Origin of the sequence: Pseudomonas ulcerans (assembly GCF_036324125.1) — a bacterium.
GTDB classification, from domain to species: domain Bacteria; phylum Pseudomonadota; class Gammaproteobacteria; order Pseudomonadales; family Pseudomonadaceae; genus Aquipseudomonas; species Aquipseudomonas ulcerans.
Genome location: NZ_JAZDQN010000018.1, coordinates 76561 through 102027, shown reverse-complemented (window position 1 = coordinate 102027; position 25467 = coordinate 76561). Strand labels below are relative to the sequence as shown.

Sequence of the window (25467 nt, the reverse complement as noted above, 5' to 3'; positions counted from 1 at the left end):
GCTGCAGGCGCAGTATGTCGGGCTTTCCACACTCGATGCATGGCTATTCACCATCCACGCTGTGCGCCAGTTCAAGATCGAGGCAAGGGGGCTTCGGGTGCCGTTCAAGACTTTCTTCCGCTGGGACCTGCGCAGCCTGATCCTGCTGCTGACCCTGGTCACCGCCCTGGTCACCCTGCTCAACAGCTTCCATGCCAGCTACCGCGTGCAATACCAGCTGCTGATCGACAACGCCCTGGAGGCCAATCACGCCTATGCCTCGAAGCTGGCCTCCAGTACCGAAACCTACCTCCAGGCCTCGCAGCAGCAACTGGCCTATGCGGCCAATCTGCTGGCCGACCGTTTCGACGATATCGACGGACTGCACAAGGAAGCCACGCGCCTGCGCCTGCAGACCAACACCTTCAATTCCATCGTCATCACCGATGCCCGCGGCAAGGTCCTGACCACCTCCCCCGACACCCTGCAGATCATCGGCAAGACCCTGGAATCGGAAGGCGCCCTGGCCGCCCTGCGCGAGCGCAAGCCGATGATCTCCAGCCCCTACATGTCGGCGGCGAACAACCTGATCATCTTCATTTCGCAACCGGTGTTCGACCGCGGCGGCAACTACCTCGGGCTGATTGGCGGGAGCATCTACCTCAAGCACAAGAGCATCCTCAACGAGCTGCTCGGCGAGCACTACTACAAGAACGGTTCCTACCTCTACGTGGTGGATGCCAACCGCCGCCTGCTCTATCACCCGAACGCCGACCGGGTCGGCACCATCGTCGGCGCCAACAGCCTGATCGACAATCTTCCCAGCCGGGACAACGGCACCCAGCGGGTGACCAACAGCGAAGGCCAGGACATGCTCGCCGGCTTCGCCACGGTGCCCTCGGCGCACTGGGGCATCGTTGCCCAGCGCTCCACCGGGTCGACCCTGGAAGGGCTCAACCAGTTGCTGCTCAACGTGATCTTCAAGACCATCCCGCTGGCCATCGCCAGCTTCATCCTGATCTGGTGGTTCTCGCGGATCATCGCCCAGCCGCTCAAGCAACTGGCGGCCGGCGCGCACAAGATCAGCGAGCCGGAAACCAGCGTGCAGATCGAGAAGGTGCGGTCCTGGTACTTCGAATCCTCGGAGCTCAAGCGCGCCTTGCTGATCGGCCTCAACCTGCTGCACGAGCGCCTGGGCAAGCTCAACCACGACATCCAGACCGACCCCCTCACCGGTCTGCGCAACCGCCGCGGCCTGGACCTGGCGGTGACCCTGTGGCAAGCGGAAAAGCGCGCGTTCGCGGTGGTGGCCATCGATATCGACCATTTCAAGCAGGTCAACGATACCCACGGGCATGCGGTCGGCGACGAGGTGCTGCAGGCGCTGGCCGAGCTGATGCGCAGCTGTTCGCGAGACAACGACGTGATCTGCCGGTCCGGCGGCGAGGAGTTCTTCATGCTCCTGCCGGGTGCCAGCCCGACCGCGGCGGCGCGGGTCGCGGAGCGCTTGCGCGCGGTGGTGGAGGACACCCGCTTCGAGACCGTCGGGCACCTGACCGTGTCCATGGGAGTGGCGGCCTGGCCGCTGCATTCGGAGAATGCAGCGAAGGTATTCGAAGTGGCGGATGAGCAGTTGTACCTGGCCAAGCAACAGGGACGGAACCGGGTGAGCGTGGCGCTGGAGGCCGTGACCGAAGCCGGGGCCTGACCAGCACCGGACAACCTCAAGCCGCCACATCCCTCCCCACCACCACCTTCGGCTTCCCCGGCTTGAGCCGGGAAACCCCGAACAGCACCAGCGCCAGGCCGGCAATCTGATACGCGGAAATCTCCTCGCTGAGCAGTGCCCACGAGCCCAGCACTGTCAATACCGGCCCGAGATTGCCCACCGCCGCCGTCTGCGTCGCCCCCAGGCGCTGGATCGCCAGCGACACCCACCAGATCGGCAGCACGGTGGAGAAGATCGCCATCAGCAGTGCATTCAGCCACACCGCCGGCGGCAGTTGTGCGAGCAGGGAAAAATCGCCGGTGAGCAGGTAGTGCCCGAGCACCATGACCGAAGACGCCGTCCCCGCCAGCCCGGCCAGGCGCATGGAACTCATGCTCTTGAGCATCACGCCGGTCCCGGAGTAGTACAGCGCATAGGTCACCGCGCTGGCGAACACCCACAGCGAACCGAGGATCACCTGGTTGCCCATGCCGGAAATGCTCACGTCATGCACGAAGGCGATGCCCAGGCCGAGGTAGCACAGGCCCATGGCCGCCAGCACCCGCGGGGTCGGCCGCTCGCGCAGGGCCACGGCCTGGAAGATCAGGACCAGGGTCGGGTAGGTGAACAGGATCAGCCGTTCCAGCCCGGCACTGATGTACTGCAGGCCATAGAAGTCGAACAGGCTCGCCAGGTAGTAGCCGAACAGCCCCAGCAACAGCACGCGCCCGGCGCTGTTCCAGGTCAGCGGCGCATTGTCGTGATGCCGGCTGGCCCACACCAGCCAGACGAACAGCGGCAGGGCAATGCCCATGCGCAGGGCGAGCAAGGTGATGGCGTCCACCGTGCCGGCGGCGTAGGCCAGCTTGACGAAGATCGCCTTGAAGCTGAAACCGAGGGCGGCAAGCACGGCGTACAGGCTGCCATTGTCGAGGGAGCGCTGGATCGGGGAAGGCAAGGTGATCATGGAGGTCTGCACCAGAATGTGACAGGCTTATTCTGAACAGAACGCCACCGCGCCAGAATCGCTTTTTTCCGAACAGGGCATTCTGAATTGGAGAACCCCTGATGCACTTCGACCTGCCCGACCTGCGCCTGATCGCCGCCATCGCCGAAAGCGGCAGCCTGAGCAAGGCGGCGGCGAGCTTTCCGGTGGCGGTGTCCGCTGCCAGTATGCGCCTGCGCCAGTTCGAGGAACGCAGCGGCCTGGTGCTGTTCACCCGCAAGGCCGACGGCATGCAACTGACCCCGGCCGGGCGCCTGGTGCTGGAGTCGGCACGCGGGGTGCTCGGCGAGGCACGCAAGCTGGACGACATGCTCAAGGAACTGGCCGGGCAGAAGCGCATCATCCTGCACCTGGCGGCCTCCACCGTGAGCAACAGCACCATCCTGCCCAGCGTGCTCGGGCCATTCCTGTTCGACTACCCGGAAATCGACCTGCACCTGGTGGAACACAAGAGCACGGATATCCTGCGCATGGTGCGTGGCGGCGAATGCGAGATTGGCGTGTACGACGGCAACCTGGTCAACGAAGGCGTGGTCTCGGTGCCGTTCCGCAGCGAACGCCTGGCCTTGCTGGTGCCGATCGATCATCCACTGGCGGAGCGCGGCCAGTTGCATCTGCACGACGCCCTCGCCTACCCCTTCGTCTGCCTGCCACCAGAACGAGCCATGCAGCGCTTCGTCGAGGAAAAGGCGATGAACCTGTCCATGCCCCTGAAGATCCGCGTCCGCGCGCCTGGCTTCGAAGCCATTGCGCAGTTGGTGGCGCAACGGGCCGGTATCGCCATGCTCCCCGAGACCACCGCACGGCGTCTGGAGCAGGAGTTGCCGGTGCGCTGCGTGGTCCTGGAGGAACGGTGGGCGGCGCTGGAGTTACGCATCTGCTTCAGGGAATGGGAGGCGTTGAGTTCACATGGGCGGGAGTTGGTGACGTTCCTTTCGGGACAGCGCTGAGAGGCGATAAAGCAATCGCCAGTTCAATGCGACGGAAAGCGCCAAGGGGCTCCCCAGGTACTGAACCTGTCGCCAACGGCGTTTTTCTGCAGAAGGGTCAGGTTCGCAATGGCCTGCGATAGCGTTGCAGCGGGCTACGCGGCGAAGCGGGATCGAGCATCTCGACCACCCCGGCGGCAAGGGCCGGCTTGAGGTAGTTCTTGCTGAAGGTCGGGCGGTGGCTCAAGCCTAATCGCTGCATCAGTTCGCCGGCTTTCAATGCCTCGCCCGATGCCAGCACTCGCAAAAGGCGCGCTACTTGATCGCTTACTTGCTCGTCTACTTGCTCGCTTACTTGTTCGGTGCCCGCACTTTCAATCAGCGCCTGACGTAACGCATTCAGCATGAACTCAACGAACGGCGTCGCTTCCGCAAGCTTGTCGGAAAGCGCCAACGCCTCGTAATACGCATCCTGCTGCTCGCGAATCACACTTTCCACCGGCAGGTACGCCAACACCCCTCGCCACTGACTGAGCAGCAGGGTTTGCCAGAGTCGCCCCATGCGCCCGTTGCCATCGGCGAAGGGATGGATGAATTCGAACTCGTAGTGGAAGACACAACTGGCGATCAGCGGGTGCAGTTCGCAACGTCCCAGCCATCCCAGCAGATCGTCCACCAGTTGCGGCACCCGACTGGCCGGGGGTGCCATGTGCAACAAGCGCTCACCACGGTAGATGCCGACGCCGCCACGCCGATAGTGACCGGCATCGTCGATCAGGCCGTGCATGAGCAATCCGTGAGCCGCCAGCAAATGGTCACGTCGGTCCGCTTGCCAGCCCGGCATGGCCTCATACGCCGCGAAGGCGTTACGCACCTCCTGTATCTCGCGAGGCAACCCCAGCACATGCTTGCCGTCCAGTACCGCCGTGACCTGCTCGACACTCAAGGTATTGTTTTCAATGGCCAGCGACGCCTGGATGGTACGGATGCGATTGCCACGCCGAAGCTGCGGCGTGGCCTGTTCCTGCCGGGCAGCCAGCAGCCCGACGCGCTCGCCGATTTCAGCCACCAGCGACAACATGCGCGGGGTCAGGGTCAGGGGTGGCTGGTACTGGCTCAAGCGTGCGCTCCTGCGGAAATGGCGTTCCATGATGGCAGAAACCGGAGCTTACTCAAACGCAGCCCATGGCGGCGCTGGAGTTGCGCATCTGCTTCAGGGAGTGGGAGGGGTTGAGCGCCCATGGGCGAGAGTTGGTGACATTCCTCTCGGGTCGGAGCTGACCGTCGCGTCAGAGAGCAGATCATCCAGCCAGACGACATCCTCATCGCTCAATCCGCCAACGGACGACTTCAATCGAATGTAGGACAACAGCGTTTCGTACCGGGCCTTGCTCAACTGGCCTCTTACATCGGCCAGATTGGTTTGCGCCTCCAGTACATCCATGCCGCTTCGTGCACCGAGCGTAAAACCAAGCATGTTCGACTTCACCGCGGAGCTGGCAGAACGCTCGGACGATTCCAGTGCTTTCACCAAGGCAGCACCATCGGTGACGCCCAGCCAATGCTCACGCACTTCAAGCGCAGCCGCCTGGCGATTGTCCTCCAGCTCATACTCTGATTGGGCGTGCAGCGCCTTCGCTTCGCGCACCGATGAGCTTGTCCGTCCGCCTGAAGAAATAGCCATCGACAATCGAAGCCCGATGGAAGAGGCGTCGCTTCGCTCCGTGGACGCGCTGGGGCTCTGCTGCATGCTGCGCGACATCACCAAGTCCACGACCGGCAAGCCCTCGGCGCGCCTGGACTGCACTTCACCCGCGGCAATACTCAGCAAGACCTCTTTTTGCTGAACCGTCAGATTGCCGACTTGAGCCATCTTGATCCAGTCACGGATGTCCCCCAGACGGTGCAGCTCAAGCTCGACAGGCCTGGCAGGCAGCCTGGCACCGTAGAGGGGCCTGCCGGTGATCTTCTCGATCCTGGCACGGGCGATATCCATCGTGCTTCTGGCCTTGATGAAGCTGGCATTGGCCTGGTCGAGCCCGGACTGCGCCTCCTGCACGTCAACGATGGAGGCGTCGCCAAGCTCGTATCCCCTCTTCGCGCTGGCCAGTTGCTGACGAGAGGACACTTTTAGCTCATCCAGTGCCCGCAGGGTTTCCATGGAGGTCAGGAAATCAAGGTAGGCCTCAACGACCCTGAGCCTGAGATCCTGGGAGGCGATGCTTACCTTGATCTCGGACAGGATCCGTTGCCTGTCACCCTGTTCATAGGCTATCCAGGACTGCCAGCGGAAGACAGGCTGGACAAGTTGTATACCGAAACTCTGGTTATTGCCCCTGCGATCGAGCTGTCCGCCTACGACCTTGTATTCGGTTTCCGTCCTGGCCAGCTGGGTATCCAGTGAAATCTCCGGCAAAAGCCTCGACCGTCCCTGGACATATCGCTCGCGCCCGACATCGGAATCCAGCTGCGCCGCCGCATACGCCGCATCGTGCGTCCTGGCCATCTCATAGGCGAACAACAGCGTGCCCTCGTCCCTCGCCGCAGACATGGCGGGCGCTGGAAGCACAGTGAACAACAGGGCGAAACACAGGAGCATCAGCGGCATGGGAGGCATTCACAGAGACTCATCAGCAACGATCTCGCCATTGGCTATCGTTACCACACGGTCGACGAAAGAGAGTGTTTCCTTGCGATGCGCGATGATGATCCGAGTCATGTTCATCTCTTTCAGCGCTTCGATAACGTGTTGCTCACTGTGCAGGTCCAGGTTGCTGGTGGCTTCATCCAGGGCGAGAATGTGCGGCTTTTTAAACAAGGCCCTTGCCAGCATCAATCGCTGCCGCTGCCCTCCGGAGAGCCCGCTGCCCATCTCCGAAACCATTGTCTGGTAACCCATCGGCATCCTGGAAATGGCCTTGTGAATATTGGCAAGCCGGGCGGAATGTTCTATTTGACTCAGTTCGGCCGTCGGGTCGAAGCAACAGATATTTTCCGCCAGCGACCCTGCCATCAATTGATCTTCCTGCATGACTGCGCCAACAAGATCCCTGACGACGCCAGGGCCCAATTGGGAGACAGGAACCCCGCCAATCAGAATTTCCCCTTCCGTGGGAGCGATCAAACCCAGAATCATCTTGAACAGGGTGCTCTTGCCACATCCCGACCGACCGACAATGGCAACGGACTGGCCTGGCGCAATGCTCAGGGAGAAATTCCTTATTACCCAAGGCTCCCCGTCAGCATATTTGTACGAGACACCGCGCAGCTCGATGGAAGACGGCAAGTGGGTGACATCATATTCATGACTGGCTTCGGGCTCTGGAGCCTCGAGTGCGATATCGGCTATGCGTTCGGCATGTAGCGACAACATGCGAATCTCCACGCCGAGATCGATCAACTTGCTGCAGCGGCTGGTGAACTGTGATTTATAGGCCAGGAAAGCCAGCAACATGCCGAGCGTCAAATCCCCGCTCAAGACGTCATGGCCGCCAAAGTACAAAAGCAGCATGCCTTCCAAGCCGAAAATAAGAGTATTCAGGCTGGCAAACAGCAACACGATCTTCTGGGTTTCCAGATCCCGATTCTGTACATCGACCAGCAGGTTCTGCCAGGTGGAAAGTCGTTGGGCACCGGAATTGAACAACTTCAAGGGCAGTGCTGCTCGCAGGGTCTCGAGAAAATAGGAATTTTCCCGTGCAGATAGAACGATGCGTTCTTCAGACGCTTTCCTGAGCGGAAAGTAGAAGCCGCCCCTGAGCCCGCCATACAGGGCCAGAGCCGACAATACGACTGCGGTGAGCGCCGGGTTGTACAGCAACATCATCGCGAGGGTTACCAATGCAACCAGCCCGTCCAATATTGCCGTGATCGCCCCGTTGGTCAGCGCCTGGCGTATGGCATTCAATGATTGAAACCTGGCGGTTATGTCGCCGAGGTGTCTTTTTTCGAAGAATGGCCAAGGGAGCCTCAACAGGTGACCGAATAAATGGGTCGTCCATTGCAACGTCAACTGTTGGTTGATCCTCAGTCCGATCCAGCCCCTTGCCATCCTTAGAAAGAAATCAATCAGCAATAGCAGCGCACCGCCCATCACCGCCAGGAGAAGCAGATCACTGTCGCCCGTCACCAATGCGCCATCCACCACCCATTGAGTCACCTGGGGGGATAGCAACGCGATTACTTCCAGCGCCAGTGCGAGCCCGAGAATATTTGTGATTGCACGCTTCAATCCGATCACGCGCCCGAGCAATTCTCTCAGGCTGATCCTGGCGGCCTTCCTGGCCGACTTGAAAGATGCGTTTTTGGTCAGCTCCAGCGCTACACCGGTAAAGTGGCTGGACACGTCGGAAAGATTGAGGATGCGCCGCCCAACAGCCGGATCGAGAATGACGACCCTCTTTCCTTTCATCCCTTCGAATACCACGAAGTGGTTCATGTCCCAATGCAGTATGCACGGCGCCTTCAGTTGGCCCAGCTCTTCCAGATCGACCCTCAACGCACGGTATGAAAAACCAATGGCTTGTGCGTATTGGGCCACCTGCCCAACCGTGACGCCTTTGAGTGAGGTGGAAAAACGCTGGCGCGCCTCCAGGAGACTGAGATGATGACCGTGATGGGTTGCGATCATGACGAGGCAGGCCAGGCCGCACTCCTGGCTTTCAGACTGCAGAACAACTTTCATATATTTATATTTTATGAATCAAGGCCCGCAGCATGCGGGCCTCTGGTATCGGAATAGATCACTGTGGAGTATCAGGAAGCGTTCAATCTAACGAACGTAGACTGCCTCATGCCTAACCAGCTCTCGCACGACACGGGACAGCTCGGAGCGTCCTGCCGGTGCGAGCAACTGGTAGATATCTTCCATCGAACGCGCCACGCCACTGGACAAGTAGCCCAGGACCACGCCCGGCGTCCCCGCCACCGACAGGGTGCAATCATTGATCGTGGCTGTCTCGGTGCGCGAGTTCACAACGAGACACGGCGAGACATCCAGCATCGCCAAGGGCGAAACAGGCTGGTCGTCATCCATCATCAAATCGAAACTCAAGCGGCCCTGCACGCCCCACTTGTGGTGATGGGACTTCATGAACTGTTCATAACTCGACGGACTCGCGGCCAGGTTACCCAGCGCTGCAGCGATGTCCTTGACTGTTTCTTTGTCAGCCTCCCAGTTATCGAGTGAACGACGCACACTCTCTACCTGGGGCAACAAAATCATCAGCCAGTTGACATAGTCCAGGCCGGTTGGCGGATAGGTGCCAACGGTCAGATGAAAGGTTTTCTCACCTACCGGGGATGGGTTGTGCCACCACCCGCGTGGCACGTAGAGCATGTCACCCGGTTCGAGCGTCACATCCATGTAGACATTGTCGGGCGGTGAAAAAACGGCCTCGAAGTCCTTGCTTTGCTGCATATACAAGGGGTCTCTGAACGTCGGCTCGTTGATTACCCAGCGTTTGCGTCCGGAAAACTGGAATACGAAGATATCGCGGGTATCCCAGTGACTCTTGAAAGAGTCCATCGAACGATAGGCAAGGTAGCCACTGGTCAAGGAACGATGGCCGGTCAGTTTCGAAATTTCCTGCTCCAGCCGGGCAACCTTGTCGCATCGCTCGATACGATTGACGATCACGGTGGCGCCTTTCGACAAGAAATCGTAGACCGCATGCTTTTTCAATCTGGAACGTTCGACGCCCAGGTGCACATAGCGCTCGACGTAGTCGGCCTTCTCGACGAGCCGCCCGCCAAAGGCCAGCTTGAAATCGTCATTCGAGCAATCGGCCTGGAGAAACAAGTCGTTCATTTCTGCAGGGCCAATGAGGGTCGAGTTCAAGGAACCCCGGAACACCGCTGGTTTTTTGCCATAGGTGTTCGCCAGGAAATCCCGGGCGTCCAGACCGCCAATGAAATCAGCACTCATCATGTCTCCTGGAACGCCCGCCAGGCTGCCGTGAGGACCCCGGTCAGCACGACGATAAGCGGCACGAGCAGAAGCGCGGAAAAAGGTGTGACACTTCGTTGAGTACGTGCCTTGTAGACACGAGCCAGGCAAATGACAACTATTGCACTGACGATGGTGAAACCGGCCCAATCCGTCATGGTTACCTCCTTGTATGATTTATCAGCGGCCGTAGTTGGTTCCGGCCTCGTCCTGATTGCTGATGGCGCCCGACAGAACACCCGCTGCAAAAGCAAAGTTCATGGCATGCAGCAACTCAGCAGTCACTACCGCCGCCACCTTACCGCCGACCATTGCCGGAGCGATTGCTCCCGACACTACCGCCAATCCCAATTCTCCCCAGGAAAACTCTTGTCCTCCTACTACAGCGCCCGCATAGCCGACGGCCCCGACGACCGCGCCGCCGACCATGACCGGCACGGTACCGCCACTGACAAGTGCCATTTCCCTGATATCCAGTTCCCGCATCCCTTCACCCCATTTCAGGCTTTTATTGAACTCAACAGTTGCAGTGCACGCTAACAGACCGCCAGAACAGTGTCTGTCCTACAAGCGTAGGGGTAACCTCAACAACTGGCCGCACGAAAAAACATTTTCCCGCTCTCGTTCGAAGCAACGGCCATCAAGACAAGTTGAGTGCGCGACCCGACATTTGCCTTGCGCATCAGCGAAGAAACATGATCGCGAACCGTATAGACGCTGATATTCAGATCACTTGCAATCTGCTTGTTGGTCTTGGCCTTGACCAACAGCTCCAGAACTTCCAGCTCCCGCTTTGTCATCATTCCTTTAAATCCTTGTGCCTATCACTCCAGTTCAAACTCCAATCACATTCGTCCACTGACGGAAAACAGCGGCTCAAGTACCCATTCGTATAATTTTCGCGTGTCCTGCATGATATCGGCCTCAAGCAGCATGCCGCTTTGAAGAAGCGTCTGTGCGCCATAGACGCTGACGTATTGAGTGTCCAGGGCAACGCTGACTTGATAGAAGAGCTGGGACGAATCAGTCGCGAGTGATTGCAGGGCACTTCCAACATGGGGAGGCAACTCCTGTATCGCATAGGGGCTTTTCGCGATCGTGACCACCGTTCCATGGCCCATTCCAAACTTCTGATACGGGTAAGCGGCATACCTGATCGATACTTTCTGGCCAACATCGATAAAGCCGGACTGTTTCGCCGAAACGTAGATGCTGGCAATCAGACTGGCGTCTTTCGGGACCAGGCTGGACAGCAGGTTGCCGGGCGACACCAACTGTCCGACTTGTGCATTCAACCCCGTTATCATTCCGGAAAATGGCGCAACCTCGATCTGCTCGGCCCTGACCTCACTCTCGGCCAGATCCTGATGTACGCTGCTCAGCGCACTCTCGGCTTCCGCAATCTCTGACTGGTATTGAAGCTCCACCTCGTGGCGCCTCGTATCCAATTCCAATTGTTCCTTGAGCAGCGCAGCCATCGCGTGACTGGTGGCTTGAAGCTGCCCCTGCAACGCCAGCACTTCCGCCTCGGCTTGCTGGGACTGCGCCAGCGAAACGAACTTTTCCTCGACCAATCTCCGTTGCCGCTCGAAATGAGCCTTGGCCAGGGAAATTCTACGCTCCAGTAGTCGAGCCTCCTCCGCATATCGTTTCTTTTCGGAAGCGATCCCTTTCAGGCGCTCATCTATCATCTTCTTCTGGGATGCGGCGCGAGCCTCCGATATTCCCAGGGATGCTACAAGAAGCCTTTTTCTATGATTCAGTTCCTGGGAGATTCTTGACTGCGTTTTTCCGTTACGTCCGAACCGCTCCCCAGAGAGAACAAATAGTTTCTGGCCTGTTTGCACGAACTCACCTTCCTTGACCAGCACATCCCTGATAACACCGCTGGCAGAAGAGCTTAATCGCAGCATTCCGTGCTCTGGCATCAAGATCCCATTGGCCGTGGACTTCTTCGTGAAGGTGCCAAAGAAGGCAATAGCCAGAATCAGGCAAACCAACATCACGCCTATTACAGCAACTACAAAGAAACTCAGTGGCTGCTGTATCAATACATCACCCAGATAAGATTTCTTCCGGAGTGGATTTACTTCACTTCTGAACAGGCTATTCCCTTGACCCACATCAATCACTCGGCAAGCACCCTTCCAGGGCGAATCGCTATAATTCAATGTTTTCAAACAGGTTGAGTCACCCTCAATTCTGTATCTTTATGTTTCAGAGTAAAAATGGATAAAAACCAATCAACCGTCGGTCGTTATTAGCCCGGTGAAACTATTGAAATGTACTGAATCGTAATAGGCGCACGACGCACAACATTCCATTACAAACGAGGAATTGAATTCTTGAAGCTCCAAGGATAGATTTTCAGGTTTTATTTTTCAGCACCACCCTGGGCGTGACGCCCAGGAATTTCTGGCAGGTAGAAATCCGGCCCACGCACGGACTTGAAACCTTCGAAACGCTACCAAGCACGAAATCAATTGGAAGAGAACCAAATAAAACACGCCCCAAACTTTCAAGGCCAAATCAAATTGAATATATCGATATCGCTTCAAGTCAGGCCGTTTACTTGGTGAACACCGGACGGCTTGCCTGATTCAGGCGCTCCATCAACTCACTGGACTCATGCCGCTACAGGCGAACACCCCGCCATCTGGTAAACTGCCCGCCTTTCCTTGATCTCCACGCCGTGTCCCGCCCAAAGTGTCCGACGCGCCGAAGCCACGTAGCCGACCCATGCTCACAGAATCCGCGACAACCCCCGCCACCCTGTCCCGCCGCTTCAGCGTGGCGCCGATGATGGACTGGACTGATAGGCGGTGCAGGTTCTTCCTGCGCCTGCTCTCCCGCCACGCCCTGCTCTACACCGAGATGGTCACCACCGGCGCCCTGCTGCATGGCGATGCCGCGCGGTTCCTCGGCCATGACGCCGCCGAGTACCCGCTGGCCCTGCAACTGGGCGGCAGCGTGCCAGCCGACCTGGCGGCCTGCGCGAAGCTGGCCGAGGTGGCGGGCTACAACGAGGTCAACCTGAACGTCGGCTGCCCCAGCGACCGGGTGCAGAACAACATGATCGGCGCCTGCCTGATGGGCCATCCGGCATTGGTGGCCGATTGCGTGAAGGCGATGATCGACGCGGTGCAGATTCCGGTGACGGTCAAGCATCGCATCGGCATCAACGGCCGCGACAGCTACGCCGAGCTGTGCGACTTCGTCGGCCAGGTGCGCGATGCCGGCTGCCGCAGCTTCACCGTGCATGCGCGGATCGCCATCCTCGAAGGCCTGTCACCGAAGGAAAACCGCGAGATCCCGCCGCTGCGCTACGACATCGCGGCGCAGTTGAAGCAGGATTTCCCCGACCTGGAAATCATCCTCAACGGCGGTATCAAGACCCTCGAAGAGTGCCATGAGCACCTGAAGACCTTCGACGGCGTGATGCTCGGCCGCGAGGCCTACCACAACCCGTACCTGCTGGCGCAGGTGGACCAGCAGCTGTTCGGCAGCGAAGCCCCGGTGATCAGCCGCAGCGAAGCCCTGGAGCAGTTGAAACCCTATATCGCCGCGCACCTGGCCGCCGGCGGCGCCATGCACCACGTGACCCGCCACGTGCTCGGCCTGGCCCAGGGCTTCAAGGGTGCACGGCGTTTCCGCCAGTTGCTCTCGGTGGACGTGCACAAGACCAACGACCCCCTTGGCCTGCTGGACCAGGCCGCCGAATTGCTAAAAGGCCACTAGGAACCAGCGCGCCCCGCGGCACTCGAAGACATACCGCCAAAACCCTGTCAGGCTGGCCTTGAGCCACCGACGGGGCTCGGGTAATGTCGTTGCACCGCACAGGACAGAGCACGCTCATGACTTCCAAGCTGGAACAACTCAAGCAGTTCACCACCGTCGTCGCCGACACCGGCGATATCGACGCGATCAGTCGCCTCAAGCCGGTCGATGCCACCACCAACCCTTCCCTGCTGCTCAAGGCCGCCGCCCTGCCCGGCTATGCCGACCTGCTGGCCCAGGCCATCGCCAGCAGCAAGGGCAATGTCGACCTGGCTTGCGATGCCTTCGCCGTATCGGTCGGCAGCGGCATTCTCAAGGCGATCCCGGGACGCATCTCCACCGAAGTCGATGCCCGCCTGTCCTTCGACGAACCGGCCCTGCTGGCCAAGGCCCGGCAACTGATCGAGCTGTACGACAAGGCCGGTGTCGGCCGCGATCGCGTGCTGATCAAGCTGGCCTCGACCTGGGAAGGCATCCGTGCCGCCGAGGTCCTGGAAAAGGAAGGCATCCAGACCAACCTGACCCTGCTGTTCTCCTTCGCCCAGGCCGCCGCCTGCGCCGATGCAGGGGTATTCCTCATCTCGCCGTTCGTCGGGCGCATCTACGACTGGTACAAGAAGTCCACCGGCAAGGAGTACGTCGGTGCCGAAGACCCGGGCGTGCAGTCGGTGACCCGGATCTACAACTACTACAAGGCCAATGGCTACGACACCGTCGTCATGGGCGCCAGCTTCCGCAACATCGGCCAGATCGAGCAACTGGCCGGCTGCGACCGCCTGACCATCAGCCCCGAACTGCTGCAACAACTGAGCGACGACCAGGGCAGCCTGGAACGCCAGCTCAAGCCGGGCGCCCAGGGCGAGCCGCGTGTAGACCTTAACGAAAGCCGCTTCCGCTGGGCCTTCAACGAAGACGCCATGGCCACCGAGAAACTGGCCGAGGGCATTCGCCTGTTCGCCCGCGACCAGGAAAAGCTCGAAGCCTTGCTTTCTGCAAAAGCTTGATACAAATATCGGTTTGCCAGTAGTCGCGACAGCGCGGAAAGTCCCGCGTCTTTCGCAACTACTGGCAAACGATCCCCGCCTTGATGTCCGATTCCCCTAGCTTGCCGCTGGTACTCGCCGGGCCGCTGCTGCGCCGGGTTGAAACCACGCGCCTCGTCTTCTGGCTGGTCGCCACGCGTCCCCTCGTGCCGGAACTGCACCTGCACTGCCCCGGTACCGAGCCGCTGGTTCTGCCCCTGGAAGGCCCGCGCTGCCGGATCCTGCCGGTGGGCCGGCATGCGTTCATGCACCTGATGGACATCCAGCTGGAGACCCTGCTGCCCTGCGACCAGCGCATCGGCTACGACCTGCTGCTGGACGGCGAAGGCATCGCGGGGTGGGCGCCGCACCTGCTGTACGACGGCGCGACGCGGCCGGACTTTGTCGTGCGCTCGCGCCTGGACCAGTTGCTCCACGGCTCCTGCCGCAAGCCGCACCATCCCGCCGCCGATGGCCTGCTCTGCGCCGACCGCCTGCTGGCCAGCCCGCATGAGGCCAGCGAACGACCGGCGCTGCTGATGATGAGCGGCGACCAGGTCTACGCCGACGACGTCGCCGGGCCGATGCTGCGCGCCATCCACCGCCTGATCCAGCGCCTCGGCCTGTTCGAGGAATGCCTGGAGGGTGCCGTGGTTCGCGACAGCGTCGAGCTCTACACGCACCCGGCCAGTTACTACCAGCGCGGCGAACTGCTGCCAGCGCTGAAAAGCAACGAGACCCTGCGCGAACGCTTCTTCGGCGGTGTGCGCAAGCCGATCTTCACCAGCAGCAGCGCCGACAACCACCTGGTGACCTTCGCCGAAACCCTGGCCATGTACCTGCTGGTCTGGTCGCCAGTGCCGTGGACCCTGATCGCCCCGGACATGCCGGCGCTGAGCGCCGCCCAGCAAGCCCGCTATCGCCAGGAACAGCAGTGCCTGGAAGGATTCATCGACGGACTCGGCGGTGTCGCACGCGCCTTGGCGCACCTGCCGACACTGATGATCTTCGACGACCATGACATCACCGATGACTGGAACCTCTCGGCGCAGTGGGAAAAGACCGCCTATGGCCATCCGTTCTCGCGGCGGATCATCGGCAATGCCCTGCTGGCCTACCTGCTGTGCCAGGCCTGGGGCAACAACCCCGATGCCTTCGGCGACCTGCTGGAAAAATGCCAGGCGCTGTTCGCCAGCGAAGGGCACCTGGACGGCGCCCGGCAGGATGCGCTGATCGACGACCTGCTGCGCTTCCAGAACTGGCACTACGTCCTGCCCACCACCCCCACCCTGCTGGTGCTGGACACCCGCACCCGGCGCTGGCGCAGCGAAAGCAACCTGGCCAGGCCGTCCGGCCTGCTCGACTGGGAAGCACTCTGCGAGCTGCAACAGGCACTGCTGGATCATCCCTCGGCGGTCATCGTCTCGCCGGCGCCGATCTTCGGCGTGAAGCTGATCGAGACGGTGCAGAAGGTCTTCAGTTGGTGCGGCTATCCGCTGCTGGTGGATGCGGAGAACTGGATGGCCCATCGCGGCGCGGCGCAGGTGATCCTGAACATCTTCCGCCATTCGCGCACGCCGGGGCATTACGTGGTGCTCTCCGGCGACGTGCATTACTCGTTCGTCTACGAAGTGCTGATCCGCCATCGCCAGCGCAGCCCGCACCTGTGGCAGGTGACCAGCAGCGGCATCAAGAACCAGTTTCCGGCGCGGCTGCTGGAGGTCTTCGACCGGCTCAACCGCTGGCTGTACTCGCCGCGTTCGCCGCTGAACTGGTTTACCCGGCGGCGCCTGATGGAAGTGGTACCAAGGGTGCCGAGCCGGGCCGAGTCCGGGGAACGGCTATGGAACAGCGCGGGGCTGGGGCAGGTGTTCTTCAATGACGAGGGGCAACCGGAGCGGGTGTTCCAGCTGAATGCGGACGGGTCGGAAAAGACCGAGTTCCTGCGCAAGGACTGAGGACCTCATCGCTGGCGACAAGGCCCCCGAAGGCAAGGGTCAGCTACGCTCCAGCGCGCTCACCAGGTCATGGAACGCTTCGCGGTTGGAGTCGTTCAGTCCCATGAGGATCTTGTGCGCCTCCAGCACCTTGGAGCGCACCACATCTTCATCCTGGTCCTGCGACGGCAGGTCGGTCAGGCACTCGGGGCACGGGATCGGCCGGTCAACGATGTTGAACACCTGGTCGAAGCCCATCGATTGCAACAGGCGGGTGATGTCGGCGTGGGTGGTGACCACGGTCGGCAACAGGCCGACCTTCTGCCGCGACAGGATCGACAGCTTGGCCAGCAGGCCCAGGGTGGTGCTGTCGATGCTCTGGGTTTCCGTCAGATCGATGACGATCGCCGAGAAATTCAGCGCGGTGAAGATCTTTTCAATAGTTGCATCCAGCGCCGAACACAGGGTCAGGCGCACTTCACCGACAAACTTCAGAACAAAGGTGCCGTTCTGTTCGGCGAACTGGATTCTACCGGTACTCATTGAAGGTTCCTGCTCAACACCAATAGGGCGATATCATCCGGCATCTCCCCAAGCGTAGCCAATTCGAATCGTTGCCGCAGGCCATCCAGGCTGCCGCCAGCGTCCCTGATGATCTCAGGCAGGGCCGCTTCCTTATCTTTGAGTGTCTCGCCCGGCAAAAGGTCAAGAATGCCGTCCGAGAGCAGGGTCAGGCTGAACTGTTGCGGCAGTTCCAGCACATGATCCTGGTAGGTCGCCTCGTCGAACAGGCCGACCGGCAGGCCACGGCCTTCCAGGTAGCGGCCCTGCCCCGGGGTGAACAGCACCGGCAGCGGCAGATGGCCGCCGATGGAGTAGGTCAGCAGGCCGGTGTCCTCGTCGATGACGCCACCGACCATGGTCACGTGCTTGCCCAGCTTGCAGTTGATCAGGCCGCGGTTGATGTGCCCGAGCACTTCCGATGGCTTGAAGTCCCGCAGCGAACCGGCGCGCTTGAATTCGAAGAGCAGCCGGGTGGTCATGAATTTCAGCAGCACCGTGACGAACGCAGACGAAGCACCGTGACCGGAGACGTCCGCCAGGTAGAAGGCAATGCGCCGCTCGTCGACCCGGAAGTAGTCGGCGAAGTCACCGGACAAGTAGAGCGACGGAATGATCTGGTGCTCGAAGGCGAACCCGCCGCAGTGCCACGGGCTTTCCGGGAGCATGTTCATCTGCACCTGGCGCCCGGCGGTCTGGTCTTCCTGCAACAGGTGCAGGCTGGCTTCCAGTTCGCGGTTGGCGGCTTCGAGCTTGTCCCGGTAGCGCTGGTTTTCCAGGACCAGGCGGGCACGATCGAGCGCACGGCGCACCGAGTGCTCGAGCACGGCGAGGTCTTCCAGGGGCTTGATCAGGTAGTCGGCGGCGCCCAGGCGCAAGGCTTCGACGGCGTCGTTCATCACACCGGCGCCGGAGACCACGATCACCGGCAGGTCGGGGGCACGCTCGGTCACCTGGCGAATCAGCTCCAGCCCGCCCATTTGCGGCATGCGCAAATCGCAGATCACAAGGTCGGGCCGATCCTGTTCGAACACTTCGAGACCCTGCTGGCCATTGTTCGCCTGCAGGACGCTGAAACCGCTGTCTTCCAGATAGGCCGCGAGGCTTTCGCGCACCACGTCGTCGTCATCGATTATCAGCAGCGTTGCACTGGTTTTCTGCATGTGGGCAAACGGCGCCAGAAATAGGTTGGCGTAGGCGGCTCGACAGGCTGGAGCACACGTACTGGATTCTCTTCTAGCCACTCTGTCTATCTGAGTTGTAGGTCAGAAACGTCCGACCGACAACCCGCAGAGGTGCCCTGTAAGGCGCAGACGGTACTCCCATCCGTCAGGCGTTTCAAGCATGCGGCGACGCTGTCGCGCCGCTCTTTACAGCGCAAATCACCGGGAGTTATAAAAACCCGGTTTGTGGCAACTCAATGTAAGGATCAAGGCATGAACCAGACGTTCGACGGCTACAGCGAGAAGCGTGATTTCATCCGGATGCGGGTCGACGCCGACGTCACCCTGATCCATGCAGAGCAGGTGGTCGCGGCGGTGTGCCTGGACCTGTCCAGCAGCGGCATGCAGATCCAGGCACCACGAACATTCAAGGTCGGCGACCAGTTGCTGGTCCGCATCGAGTCGGACCATCCGGCCCTCAAGGGCCTGGAAGCCACGACCCAGGTGGTGTGGATCGCGGATCAGCCGGACAACCTGCAGAAACTCGGCCTGCGCATCCTGAAGATGCACTGAGCGCAACGAAAAAGGCGACCCGAAGGTCGCCTTTCCTGCATTGCCCGTAGCGACGAATCAGAAGTCGTCCTCGACCTCGCCGTCCTTGACCTTGAACTCGCGGTTCTGCAGGTAGGCGTTGCGGATGAAGCTGTACTTGTCGCCGCGGATCATCTTCTCGGCCGACAGCAGGCTGGCCCGGGTGTCCACCACATCGACGGCGCGGATGGTGTTGCGGGTCGGCACGTGGTCGATGTACTGGTAGGGTTCGGTGTAGGTGTCCGGGTACTTGGCGATGGCGTCGCGCACGGTGCTCGGGCCGAGCAGCGGCAGCATCACGTACGGGCCGCTGCCGACGCCCCAGTAGCCGAGGGTCTGGCCGAAGTCTTCGTCGTTGCGTTGCAGGCCCATCTTGGTACCGACGTCGAAGAAGCCGCCGAGACCGAAGGTGGTGTTGACGATCAGCCGCGCGGTGTCGATACCCGCCGCCCGTGGCTTGAGCTGGAGGATGTTGTTGGCCAGGTTGGTCACGTCACCCAGGTTCTGGAAGACGTTGTGCACGCCATCCTGCAGGAACTGCGGGGTCACCCACTGGTAGCCCTGGGCGATGGGTTTCAGCGCGTAGGTATCGACCGTGTCGTTGAAACGGAAGATTGGCCGGTTGACGGCTTCCCAAGGGTCCTCCTCGGTGGCCGCCTGGGCAGCGAAAGGGGCCAGCAGCGCAGTCGCGCAGACACCGGCCCGGAACCAACGATCGAGCACTCCCGTACCGATCCCACGCATAGCTATTCTCCTGGATGCACACTGAACGGGGCGGCGAATGCCCCGCGCCAAATTGAGCGAGTATAAAGCTTCATGGCGTCCGCGTCGCAAATAGTTGACGCCGCTGTATTCACCAGGGCGTCACCAAAACGTCATGGATGCTCGGTAACGTCCCTGCTATTTCAGGGATGTTGTCCATGCCACACGCTCCCGCCTTCACTGCGCTGTTGTTCGGACTCCGTGGCTGCCTGGTCGATTTCGGCGGGCGCAGCCAGGAGGCTGCCAAGGATGTGCAGGTATTCCCCACCCCCGGCGCTCTCGATGTGCTCGACTGGCTGCGCCGCCACGACGTGCCCTGCGCCTGGCTGGACGATGTCGCCCCGGACCACGGCAAGCACCTGAGCAGCCCCCTGCCCGACTGGCTGCAGGCCATCCATCATGGCGATGCCAAGCCCTGGCCGGCACCGGACGCCTGCTGGAAAGCCCTGATGCATATCGACGCCGGGCAACTGGACGGCTGCGTGCTTATCAGCGGCGAGCCGCGCCTGCTCCAGGCCGGGCTGAATGCCGGCCTGTGGACCATCGGCCTGGCAGCCTGCGGCCCCTTGTGCGGGCTGTCGGAAACGGAATGGCAGGCGCTGGACGACAGGCAGCGCGAACACAAGCGTGGCAAGGCCACCTTGCAGCTGTTCGGCCTCGGCGTGCACTCGGTGATCGACCATCTGCAGGAACTGGCGGACTGCCTGACGGATATCAGCCAGCGTCGGCTGAAGGGTGAAAAACCCTGAAACATACGCTTGACGCGGATCATGCAAAGCGCAGCCGGGTGGATTACTCTGAAAAGCGTGCCAGGGACCTTTCGCCGTCGGCCGGGGTCAATGGCTGTGCCTATCGAGATAAGGGAGATCAGCATGCCTGCCCGCGAACTGCAAGAGCAACTCACCACCCTGCGCGAGCAACTGGAACAAGACCCGCCGCTGTCCCTGGAAGAGCGCGAGCACCTGCAAGAACTGATGCAGCAGATCGAAGCCCAGCTGCAACTGGAGGCGGCGACTCAGGACAACAACCTGGTGGACGGCGTGAACCTCGCGGTAGAACGCTTCGAAGTCGATCACCCGGGGCTGACCGCGACCCTGCGCAACATCGTCCAGAGCCTGCAGAGCATGGGGATCTGACATCCGAAAGAACACCGCGCCTCCTGTGGGAGCGGGTTCACCCGCGATTACGGTAGTGAATTCACCGATGCAATCGCGGGTGAACCCGCTCCCACAGGGTCCGTAGCGCTCTTCAGATTACTGCCTCACCAGACGACGGTTATCCACTTCGACCGGCTCCATGCTCCGATACGGATTGATATCCAGTCCACCCCGACGCACATAGCGCGCGTACACCGTCAAATGCTCCGGGTCCAGCAGGCGCTTGAGATCCAGGTAGATCCGCTCCACGCACTGTTCATGGAAATCCGCATGCTGGCGGAAGCTGATCAGGTAGGTCAGCAGGCTCGCCGCATCCAGCTCCGGCCCACGGTACTCCACCACCACACTACCCCAGTCCGGCTGGCCGGTCACCGGGCAGTTGGACTTGAGCAGGTGGCTGTGCAGCACCTGCTCAACTTGTTTGTCTTTATTGCAGCGCAGCAGCTCAGGCTGCGGCTGCTCGTAGTTGCTGATGCCGACATCGAGATCGTCGATGCACTGGCCCGGCAGGCTGACCACACCCTCGCCCGCCACTTCGCCCAGGCTGCGGATGCGCACGCCAACGGGTTTGCCAGCGGCGGCACTGAGGTCCTTCACCAGGCAGGCCTGGAGCGCCTCCGGTGAATCGAACACGGTCTGGTTCAGCGAATTGAGATACAGCTTGAACGACTTGGATTCGATGATGTTCGGCGAGTCGGCAGGAATGGCGAACTCGCCGATGGCCACCACCGGCTTGCCCGACGGCAGCAGCCAGGACAGCTCGAAGCAGTTCCAGAAGTCGACGCCCTGCCATGGCAGGTTGTCGCCACTGACCCCCAGCTCGGCCCATTTCGCCAGGCGCGGGATGGGGAACAGCAGGGACGGCGTGTAGGTGGAGACGTATTCGCTGGATTTACCCAGCGGGGAGTGTTCTGCAGCGGGGTGCATGGCTCAAACCTGAAGGACGAAATTGCCCTAGTCTATCGGGTTTGAGCCCTGCATGGCTCACTGGGCGATGTTCAGCGTGCCGACCATCCCGGCCTGGTAGTGCCCCGGCACGTTGCAGGCGAACTCGATCGGCGCCGACTTGCTGAAGGTCCAGGTCAGTTCGCCGCGCTGGCCGGGCTGGACCATGACCATGTTCGGATCGTCGTGCTGCATCCCGCCCATCGCCGAATGGTCCATGCCACCGTGGCCCATCTGCGAATGATCCATCTGCGCCATGGCGAGCATCTCCTTCTGGTGCGCGGCATGCATGGCCGTGTCGCCGAGGTTGAACTCACGGGCCACCTGGCCCTTGTTGATCACCACGAAGCGCACGGTTTCACCGGCCTTCACCTCAAGGCTGCGCGGCTGGAAATACATGTCGCCGAGGGTCACCTCGATGGTGCGGGTGGCCTTGGCGGCCGGCGCCGGCTGGCCGAAGGCGAAGCCGTGGTCCGGTGCGGCCAGCGCAGGCAGGCTGAACAGCGCGAGAACGGCGGCGGCAAGTGCGGATTTCATGGGGGTACCTCGTTGCGATCGATTCATGCCGGCATTGTGCGAGGCTGGCGCTGGCATCGACCTGACGAAAAGATTACAACTTTGTCAGCTTCCCCCGGCCATTGCGCCGGACGGGTATAACGTCACCGTCGCCATCCTCCGAGAGCTCCATGAAACTGCTGATCGTCGAAGACCAGGCCAAGACCGGCCAGTACCTGCGCCAGGGCCTCAGCGAAGCCGGGTTCAGCACCGAGCTGGCCAACGACGGCGAGACCGGCCAGTTCATGGCCCTGACGGGTGACTACGACCTGCTGATCCTTGATGTGATGCTACCCGGCCGCGATGGCTGGCAGATCCTCCAGGCGGTGCGCGACGCCGGGCACAACGTGCCGGTGCTGTTCCTCACTGCCCGTGATGCCGTCGAAGACCGGGTCCACGGCCTGGAACTGGGCGCCGACGATTATCTGGTGAAACCCTTCGCCTTCTCCGAACTGCTGGCCCGGGTCCGCACCCTGCTGCGCCGCGGCAGCGCGCCGCCCCAGGAAACCAGCCTGGGCGTCGCCGACCTGCGCCTGGACCTGATCCGCCGCCGCGTCGAACGCACCGGCCAGCGCATCGACCTCACCGCCAAGGAGTTCGCCCTGCTCGAACTGCTGCTGCGTCGCCAGGGCGAAGTGCTGCCCAAGTCGCTGATCGCCTCGCAGGTCTGGGACATGAATTTCGACAGCGATACCAACGTCATCGAAGTAGCGATCCGCCGCCTGCGCCTGAAGATCGACGACGCCCATGACAACAAGCTGATCCACACCGTGCGCGGCATGGGCTACGTCCTCGAAGAGCGCCCGAGCTGATGCCGCGCCTGTCCCTCGGCGCGCGCCTGGCCTTGCTGTTCGCCGCCTGCACGGCGGTGGTCTCGCTGCTGGCGGGAATCCTGTTCAGTCGTGCCAGCGAGGCGCACTTCATCGAACTGGACCAACAACTGCTCAACAGTCGCCTGCCGGTACTGCAACGCCTTGTCGAGGGCGTCGATAGCCCGGCGGCACTGGCGCCCCGGCTGCCGGAACTGAAGGAAGAACTGGCACACCAGACCGACCTGGCCCTGCGCCTGCGCGGCAACGACGGGCGGGTCTGGTTCGACAGCCGCGCCGACCTGCCGCAAGGCGCCAGCGCACCCGGCCTGGCTACCCTGCACGGCGAGCATGCCGCCTGGCGCGGGCTCAGCGTGCAACTGCCGGCGCTGCAACTGACCCTGTTCCTCGACATCACTCACCACCAGCACTTCCTCCAGCGCATGCAGCACTTGATCTGGCTGACCGTCGGTCTCAGCGCCCTGGCCACCGCCCTGCTCGGCATCTGGGCGGCGCGCAGCGGCTTGCGCCCGCTACGGCAAATGGGCGAGATCGCCGCCAGCGTCTCCGCGCGCTCGCTGACCACGCGCTTGCCGGAGGAGCAGATGCCGGTGGAACTGGCGGAGCTGGCGGCCACGGTCAACGCCATGCTGGAACGCCTGGACGACGCCTTCCAGCGCCTTTCAGCGTTTTCCGCCGACATCGCCCACGAACTGCGCACGCCGCTGTCCAACCTGCTGACCCACACCCAGGTCACCCTGACCCGCCCGCGCAGCCTCGACGAGTACCGCGAGGCGCTGCACGGCAATCTGGAAGAGCTGCAATGGATGGCGCAGATGGTCAACGACATGCTCTACCTGGCCAAGGCCGACCACGGCCTGCTGATGCCGGCACGCGAGCCATTGGCCCTGCACGGTGAAGTGGATGCCCTGCTGGAGTACTACGCGCCGCTTGCAGAGGACGCCGAGGTAAGCCTGCGGCGTAGCGGCCAGGCCGCTCTGGCCGGCGACCGCCACATGCTGCGCAGGGCGCTGTCCAATCTGCTGGACAACGCCCTGCGCTTCACCCCGGCGGGTGGCGAGATCACGGTGGATATCAGGGAAAGCAGCGGTGGAATCCGCCTGGAAGTGGCCAACCGCGGCGAACCGATCGACGCCGCGCAGCTACCGCGCCTGTTCGACCGCTTCTACCGCGCCGACCCGGCACGCCGGGCCGGCAGCAGCGAACACGCGGGCCTGGGTCTGGCCATCACCCGCTCCATCGTCCAGGCCCATGGCGGCAGCATCGGCGCGGAATCGACGGACGGCTGGACCCGGTTCGTCATCGACCTGCCCAGCCACACGCCTCACTCGTAACGCAGGGCCATTGCCGGCTCGACCTGCGAGGCACGCCAGGCCGGATAAAGGGTGGCGAGGAAGCTCATCACCAGGCCGGCGCTGCAGATCAGCGCCACGTCACCCCATTGCAGCTCCGACGGCAGCGAGCTGATGAAGTACACGTCGGAGGTGAAGATGTGCTGGCCGCTGACCCGCTCGATCCAGCCAACCACGGCGCTGACGTTGAGCGCCAGGGCCACGCCGAGGACACCGCCGATCAGGGTGCCGACCACGCCGATCAGGCTGCCCTGAACCATGAAGGTGCCCATGATCTGCCCCGGTGTGGCGCCGATGGTGCGCAGGATGGCGATGTCCGCACCCTTGTCGTTCACCACCATGATCAGGGTGGCGATGATATTGAACGCCGCCACCGCGATGATCATCAGCAGCAACAGGCCGATCATGGTCTTTTCCATCTTCATCGCGCTGAACAGGCTGCCCTGGGTGTGGGTCCAGTCATCGGCACGGTACTGGTCGCCCAGTCCGGACGCGATGGACGCCGACACCGCCGGTGCCGCGTACAGATCCTTGAGCTTGAGGCGCACGCTCTGCACCTGGTTCGGCGCCCAGCGCTGCATCTCCGCAGCATCGGCCACGTGGATCATGGCCATGGAACCGTCCAGCTCGGCGCCGACCTTGAAGATGCCGACCACGTTCAGGCGCTGCATGCGCGGGGTGATGCCGCCCGGCGCGCTGCTCACTTCGGGGACGATCAGGGTCAGCTTGTCGCCGACGTTGAGGCGGAAGCGCCGGGCGGTGATCTCGCCGATGACCACGCCGAACTCGCCTGGCTTGAGGTCTTCCAGGCGACCCTGGACGATGTGGTCGGCGACGATGGACACCTTGCCTTCCTGCGCCGGGTCGATGCCGCTGACCTGGATCGGCTGCATCGAGCCCTTGTAGGAGAGCATGCCTTCCATCTCGGTGAAGGGCACCGCGGCGATCACCTCGGGATTCTTCAGCGCGGCGGCGGCCACCGGCTGCCAGTCGTCCAGCGGGTTGACCCCGACGATCATGGCGTGGGGCACCATGCCAAGGATCCGCGAACTCATTTCGCGCTGGAAACCGTTCATCACCGACAACACCGTGATCATCGCCAGCACGCCAAGGGACAGGCCGATCATCGAGGTCATGGAGATGAACGAAATGAAATGGTTGCGGCGCTTGGCGCGGGTGTAGCGCGCGCCGATGAAGATTGACAGGGGTCTGAACATGAAGTGATGCACCCAGGCAAGGAAAACGA

General features: G+C 61.7%; 25 protein-coding genes. 10 read left to right on the top strand and 15 right to left on the bottom strand.

Annotated features, from left to right (window positions below; translation table 11 throughout):
* Nucleotides 1–97 precede the first annotated feature (97 nt).
* Nucleotides 98–1687: a sensor domain-containing diguanylate cyclase gene (locus V0R59_RS17475; protein WP_330074662.1), complete on the top strand. Its 1590-nt coding sequence runs from the start codon at nucleotides 98–100 to the stop codon at nucleotides 1685–1687.
* A gap of 16 nt (nucleotides 1688–1703) precedes the next feature.
* On the opposite strand, the gene V0R59_RS17470 is transcribed toward V0R59_RS17475, so the two are convergent.
* Nucleotides 1704–2654 (bottom strand): DMT family transporter, encoded by a 951-nt coding sequence (locus tag V0R59_RS17470; protein WP_330074661.1) that lies wholly within the window; start codon nucleotides 2652–2654, stop codon nucleotides 1704–1706.
* A gap of 101 nt (nucleotides 2655–2755) precedes the next feature.
* On the opposite strand from V0R59_RS17470, the gene V0R59_RS17465 reads away from it, so the two are divergent.
* Nucleotides 2756–3643: a LysR substrate-binding domain-containing protein gene (locus V0R59_RS17465; RefSeq protein ID WP_330074660.1), complete on the top strand. Its 888-nt coding sequence runs from the start codon at nucleotides 2756–2758 to the stop codon at nucleotides 3641–3643.
* Between the two features lie 97 nt (nucleotides 3644–3740).
* Here the strand turns inward: V0R59_RS17465 and V0R59_RS17460 are convergent, their stop codons facing one another.
* The 8 genes from V0R59_RS17460 to V0R59_RS17425 form a co-directional block, all read right to left on the bottom strand.
* A complete protein-coding gene (locus V0R59_RS17460) occupies nucleotides 3741–4742 on the bottom strand; it encodes a Fic family protein (RefSeq protein WP_330074659.1) in 1002 nt (333 codons plus the stop codon).
* A 93-nt stretch (nucleotides 4743–4835) separates the two neighbouring features.
* Nucleotides 4836–6230 (bottom strand): TolC family outer membrane protein, encoded by a 1395-nt coding sequence (locus V0R59_RS17455; protein ID WP_330074658.1) that lies wholly within the window; start codon nucleotides 6228–6230, stop codon nucleotides 4836–4838.
* Nucleotides 6231–6239: 9 nt separating this feature from the next.
* Entirely contained in the window at nucleotides 6240–8306 is a 2067-nt protein-coding gene (locus V0R59_RS17450) for a peptidase domain-containing ABC transporter (protein WP_330074657.1), read from the bottom strand.
* An 87-nt stretch (nucleotides 8307–8393) separates the two neighbouring features.
* Nucleotides 8394–9548: a JmjC domain-containing protein gene (locus V0R59_RS17445; protein WP_330074656.1), complete on the bottom strand. Its 1155-nt coding sequence runs from the start codon at nucleotides 9546–9548 to the stop codon at nucleotides 8394–8396.
* Complete coding sequence (locus tag V0R59_RS17440) at nucleotides 9548–9727, bottom strand: hypothetical protein (protein WP_330074655.1); 180 nt, start codon at nucleotides 9725–9727, stop codon at nucleotides 9548–9550. Before V0R59_RS17440 ends, V0R59_RS17445 begins: the two co-directional genes overlap by 1 nt.
* Nucleotides 9728–9749: 22 nt before the next feature.
* Nucleotides 9750–10055 (bottom strand): hypothetical protein, encoded by a 306-nt coding sequence (locus tag V0R59_RS17435; protein WP_330074654.1) that lies wholly within the window; start codon nucleotides 10053–10055, stop codon nucleotides 9750–9752.
* 98 nt (nucleotides 10056–10153) lie between these two features.
* Nucleotides 10154–10372, bottom strand: a complete 219-nt coding sequence (locus V0R59_RS17430; protein WP_330074653.1) for a response regulator transcription factor — start codon at nucleotides 10370–10372, stop codon at nucleotides 10154–10156.
* Between the two features lie 42 nt (nucleotides 10373–10414).
* Complete coding sequence (locus V0R59_RS17425) at nucleotides 10415–11749, bottom strand: HlyD family secretion protein (protein ID WP_330074652.1); 1335 nt, start codon at nucleotides 11747–11749, stop codon at nucleotides 10415–10417.
* Nucleotides 11750–12308: 559 nt separating this feature from the next.
* On the opposite strand from V0R59_RS17425, the gene dusA reads away from it, so the two are divergent.
* The 3 genes from dusA (at nucleotide 12309) to V0R59_RS17410 (ending at nucleotide 16326) form a co-directional block, all read left to right on the top strand.
* A complete protein-coding gene (dusA, locus tag V0R59_RS17420) occupies nucleotides 12309–13307 on the top strand; it encodes a tRNA dihydrouridine(20/20a) synthase DusA (protein WP_330074651.1) in 999 nt (332 codons plus the stop codon).
* Nucleotides 13308–13423: 116 nt separating this feature from the next.
* Nucleotides 13424–14350, top strand: coding sequence for a transaldolase (gene tal, locus V0R59_RS17415; RefSeq protein WP_330074650.1), 927 nt, complete (start codon nucleotides 13424–13426; stop codon nucleotides 14348–14350).
* A gap of 83 nt (nucleotides 14351–14433) precedes the next feature.
* Nucleotides 14434–16326 carry an alkaline phosphatase D family protein gene (locus tag V0R59_RS17410; protein ID WP_330074649.1) on the top strand — a complete coding sequence of 631 codons (1893 nt, stop codon included), beginning with the start codon at nucleotides 14434–14436 and terminating at the stop codon, nucleotides 16324–16326.
* A gap of 39 nt (nucleotides 16327–16365) precedes the next feature.
* Here V0R59_RS17410 and rssC read toward each other — a convergent pair whose 3' ends face one another.
* Complete coding sequence (gene rssC, locus V0R59_RS17405) at nucleotides 16366–16848, bottom strand: anti-sigma factor antagonist RssC (RefSeq protein WP_330074648.1); 483 nt, start codon at nucleotides 16846–16848, stop codon at nucleotides 16366–16368.
* On the bottom strand, nucleotides 16845–18029 hold the full coding sequence (gene rssB / locus V0R59_RS17400) for a two-component system response regulator RssB (protein ID WP_330074647.1): 1185 nt from the start codon (nucleotides 18027–18029) through the stop codon (nucleotides 16845–16847). Before rssB ends, rssC begins: the two co-directional genes overlap by 4 nt.
* A gap of 273 nt (nucleotides 18030–18302) precedes the next feature.
* On the opposite strand from rssB, the gene V0R59_RS17395 reads away from it, so the two are divergent.
* The gene (locus tag V0R59_RS17395) at nucleotides 18303–18602 is read left to right on the top strand and encodes a PilZ domain-containing protein (RefSeq protein WP_330074646.1); all 300 of its coding nucleotides are present in this window, start codon (nucleotides 18303–18305) and stop codon (nucleotides 18600–18602) included.
* Between the two features lie 57 nt (nucleotides 18603–18659).
* Here V0R59_RS17395 and V0R59_RS17390 read toward each other — a convergent pair whose 3' ends face one another.
* A complete protein-coding gene (locus tag V0R59_RS17390) occupies nucleotides 18660–19364 on the bottom strand; it encodes an MlaA family lipoprotein (RefSeq protein WP_330074645.1) in 705 nt (234 codons plus the stop codon).
* Nucleotides 19365–19540: 176 nt separating this feature from the next.
* On the opposite strand from V0R59_RS17390, the gene V0R59_RS17385 reads away from it, so the two are divergent.
* Both V0R59_RS17385 and V0R59_RS17380 read left to right on the top strand, forming a co-directional pair.
* Nucleotides 19541–20131, top strand: a complete 591-nt coding sequence (locus V0R59_RS17385) for a phosphonoacetaldehyde phosphonohydrolase-related protein (protein ID WP_330074644.1) — start codon at nucleotides 19541–19543, stop codon at nucleotides 20129–20131.
* 123 nt (nucleotides 20132–20254) lie between these two features.
* Nucleotides 20255–20518: a DUF4404 family protein gene (locus V0R59_RS17380; RefSeq protein ID WP_330074643.1), complete on the top strand. Its 264-nt coding sequence runs from the start codon at nucleotides 20255–20257 to the stop codon at nucleotides 20516–20518.
* Between the two features lie 117 nt (nucleotides 20519–20635).
* Here the strand turns inward: V0R59_RS17380 and queF are convergent, their stop codons facing one another.
* Together queF and V0R59_RS17370 are read right to left on the bottom strand one after the other, a co-directional pair.
* Nucleotides 20636–21466 carry an NADPH-dependent 7-cyano-7-deazaguanine reductase QueF gene (queF, locus tag V0R59_RS17375; protein ID WP_330074642.1) on the bottom strand — a complete coding sequence of 277 codons (831 nt, stop codon included), beginning with the start codon at nucleotides 21464–21466 and terminating at the stop codon, nucleotides 20636–20638.
* A gap of 57 nt (nucleotides 21467–21523) precedes the next feature.
* Entirely contained in the window at nucleotides 21524–22021 is a 498-nt protein-coding gene (locus V0R59_RS17370) for a cupredoxin domain-containing protein (protein ID WP_330074641.1), read from the bottom strand.
* 149 nt (nucleotides 22022–22170) lie between these two features.
* Between V0R59_RS17370 and V0R59_RS17365 the strand changes: the two genes are divergently transcribed.
* Together V0R59_RS17365 and V0R59_RS17360 are read left to right on the top strand one after the other, a co-directional pair.
* Nucleotides 22171–22851 (top strand): heavy metal response regulator transcription factor, encoded by a 681-nt coding sequence (locus V0R59_RS17365; protein ID WP_330074640.1) that lies wholly within the window; start codon nucleotides 22171–22173, stop codon nucleotides 22849–22851.
* A complete protein-coding gene (locus tag V0R59_RS17360) occupies nucleotides 22848–24203 on the top strand; it encodes a heavy metal sensor histidine kinase (protein WP_330074727.1) in 1356 nt (451 codons plus the stop codon). Before V0R59_RS17365 ends, V0R59_RS17360 begins: the two co-directional genes overlap by 4 nt.
* On the opposite strand, the gene V0R59_RS17355 is transcribed toward V0R59_RS17360, so the two are convergent.
* The gene (locus V0R59_RS17355) at nucleotides 24194–25438 is read right to left on the bottom strand and encodes a lipoprotein-releasing ABC transporter permease subunit (RefSeq protein WP_330074639.1); all 1245 of its coding nucleotides are present in this window, start codon (nucleotides 25436–25438) and stop codon (nucleotides 24194–24196) included. The genes V0R59_RS17360 and V0R59_RS17355 overlap by 10 nt on opposite strands.
* Between the last annotated feature and the right edge of the window lie 29 nt (nucleotides 25439–25467).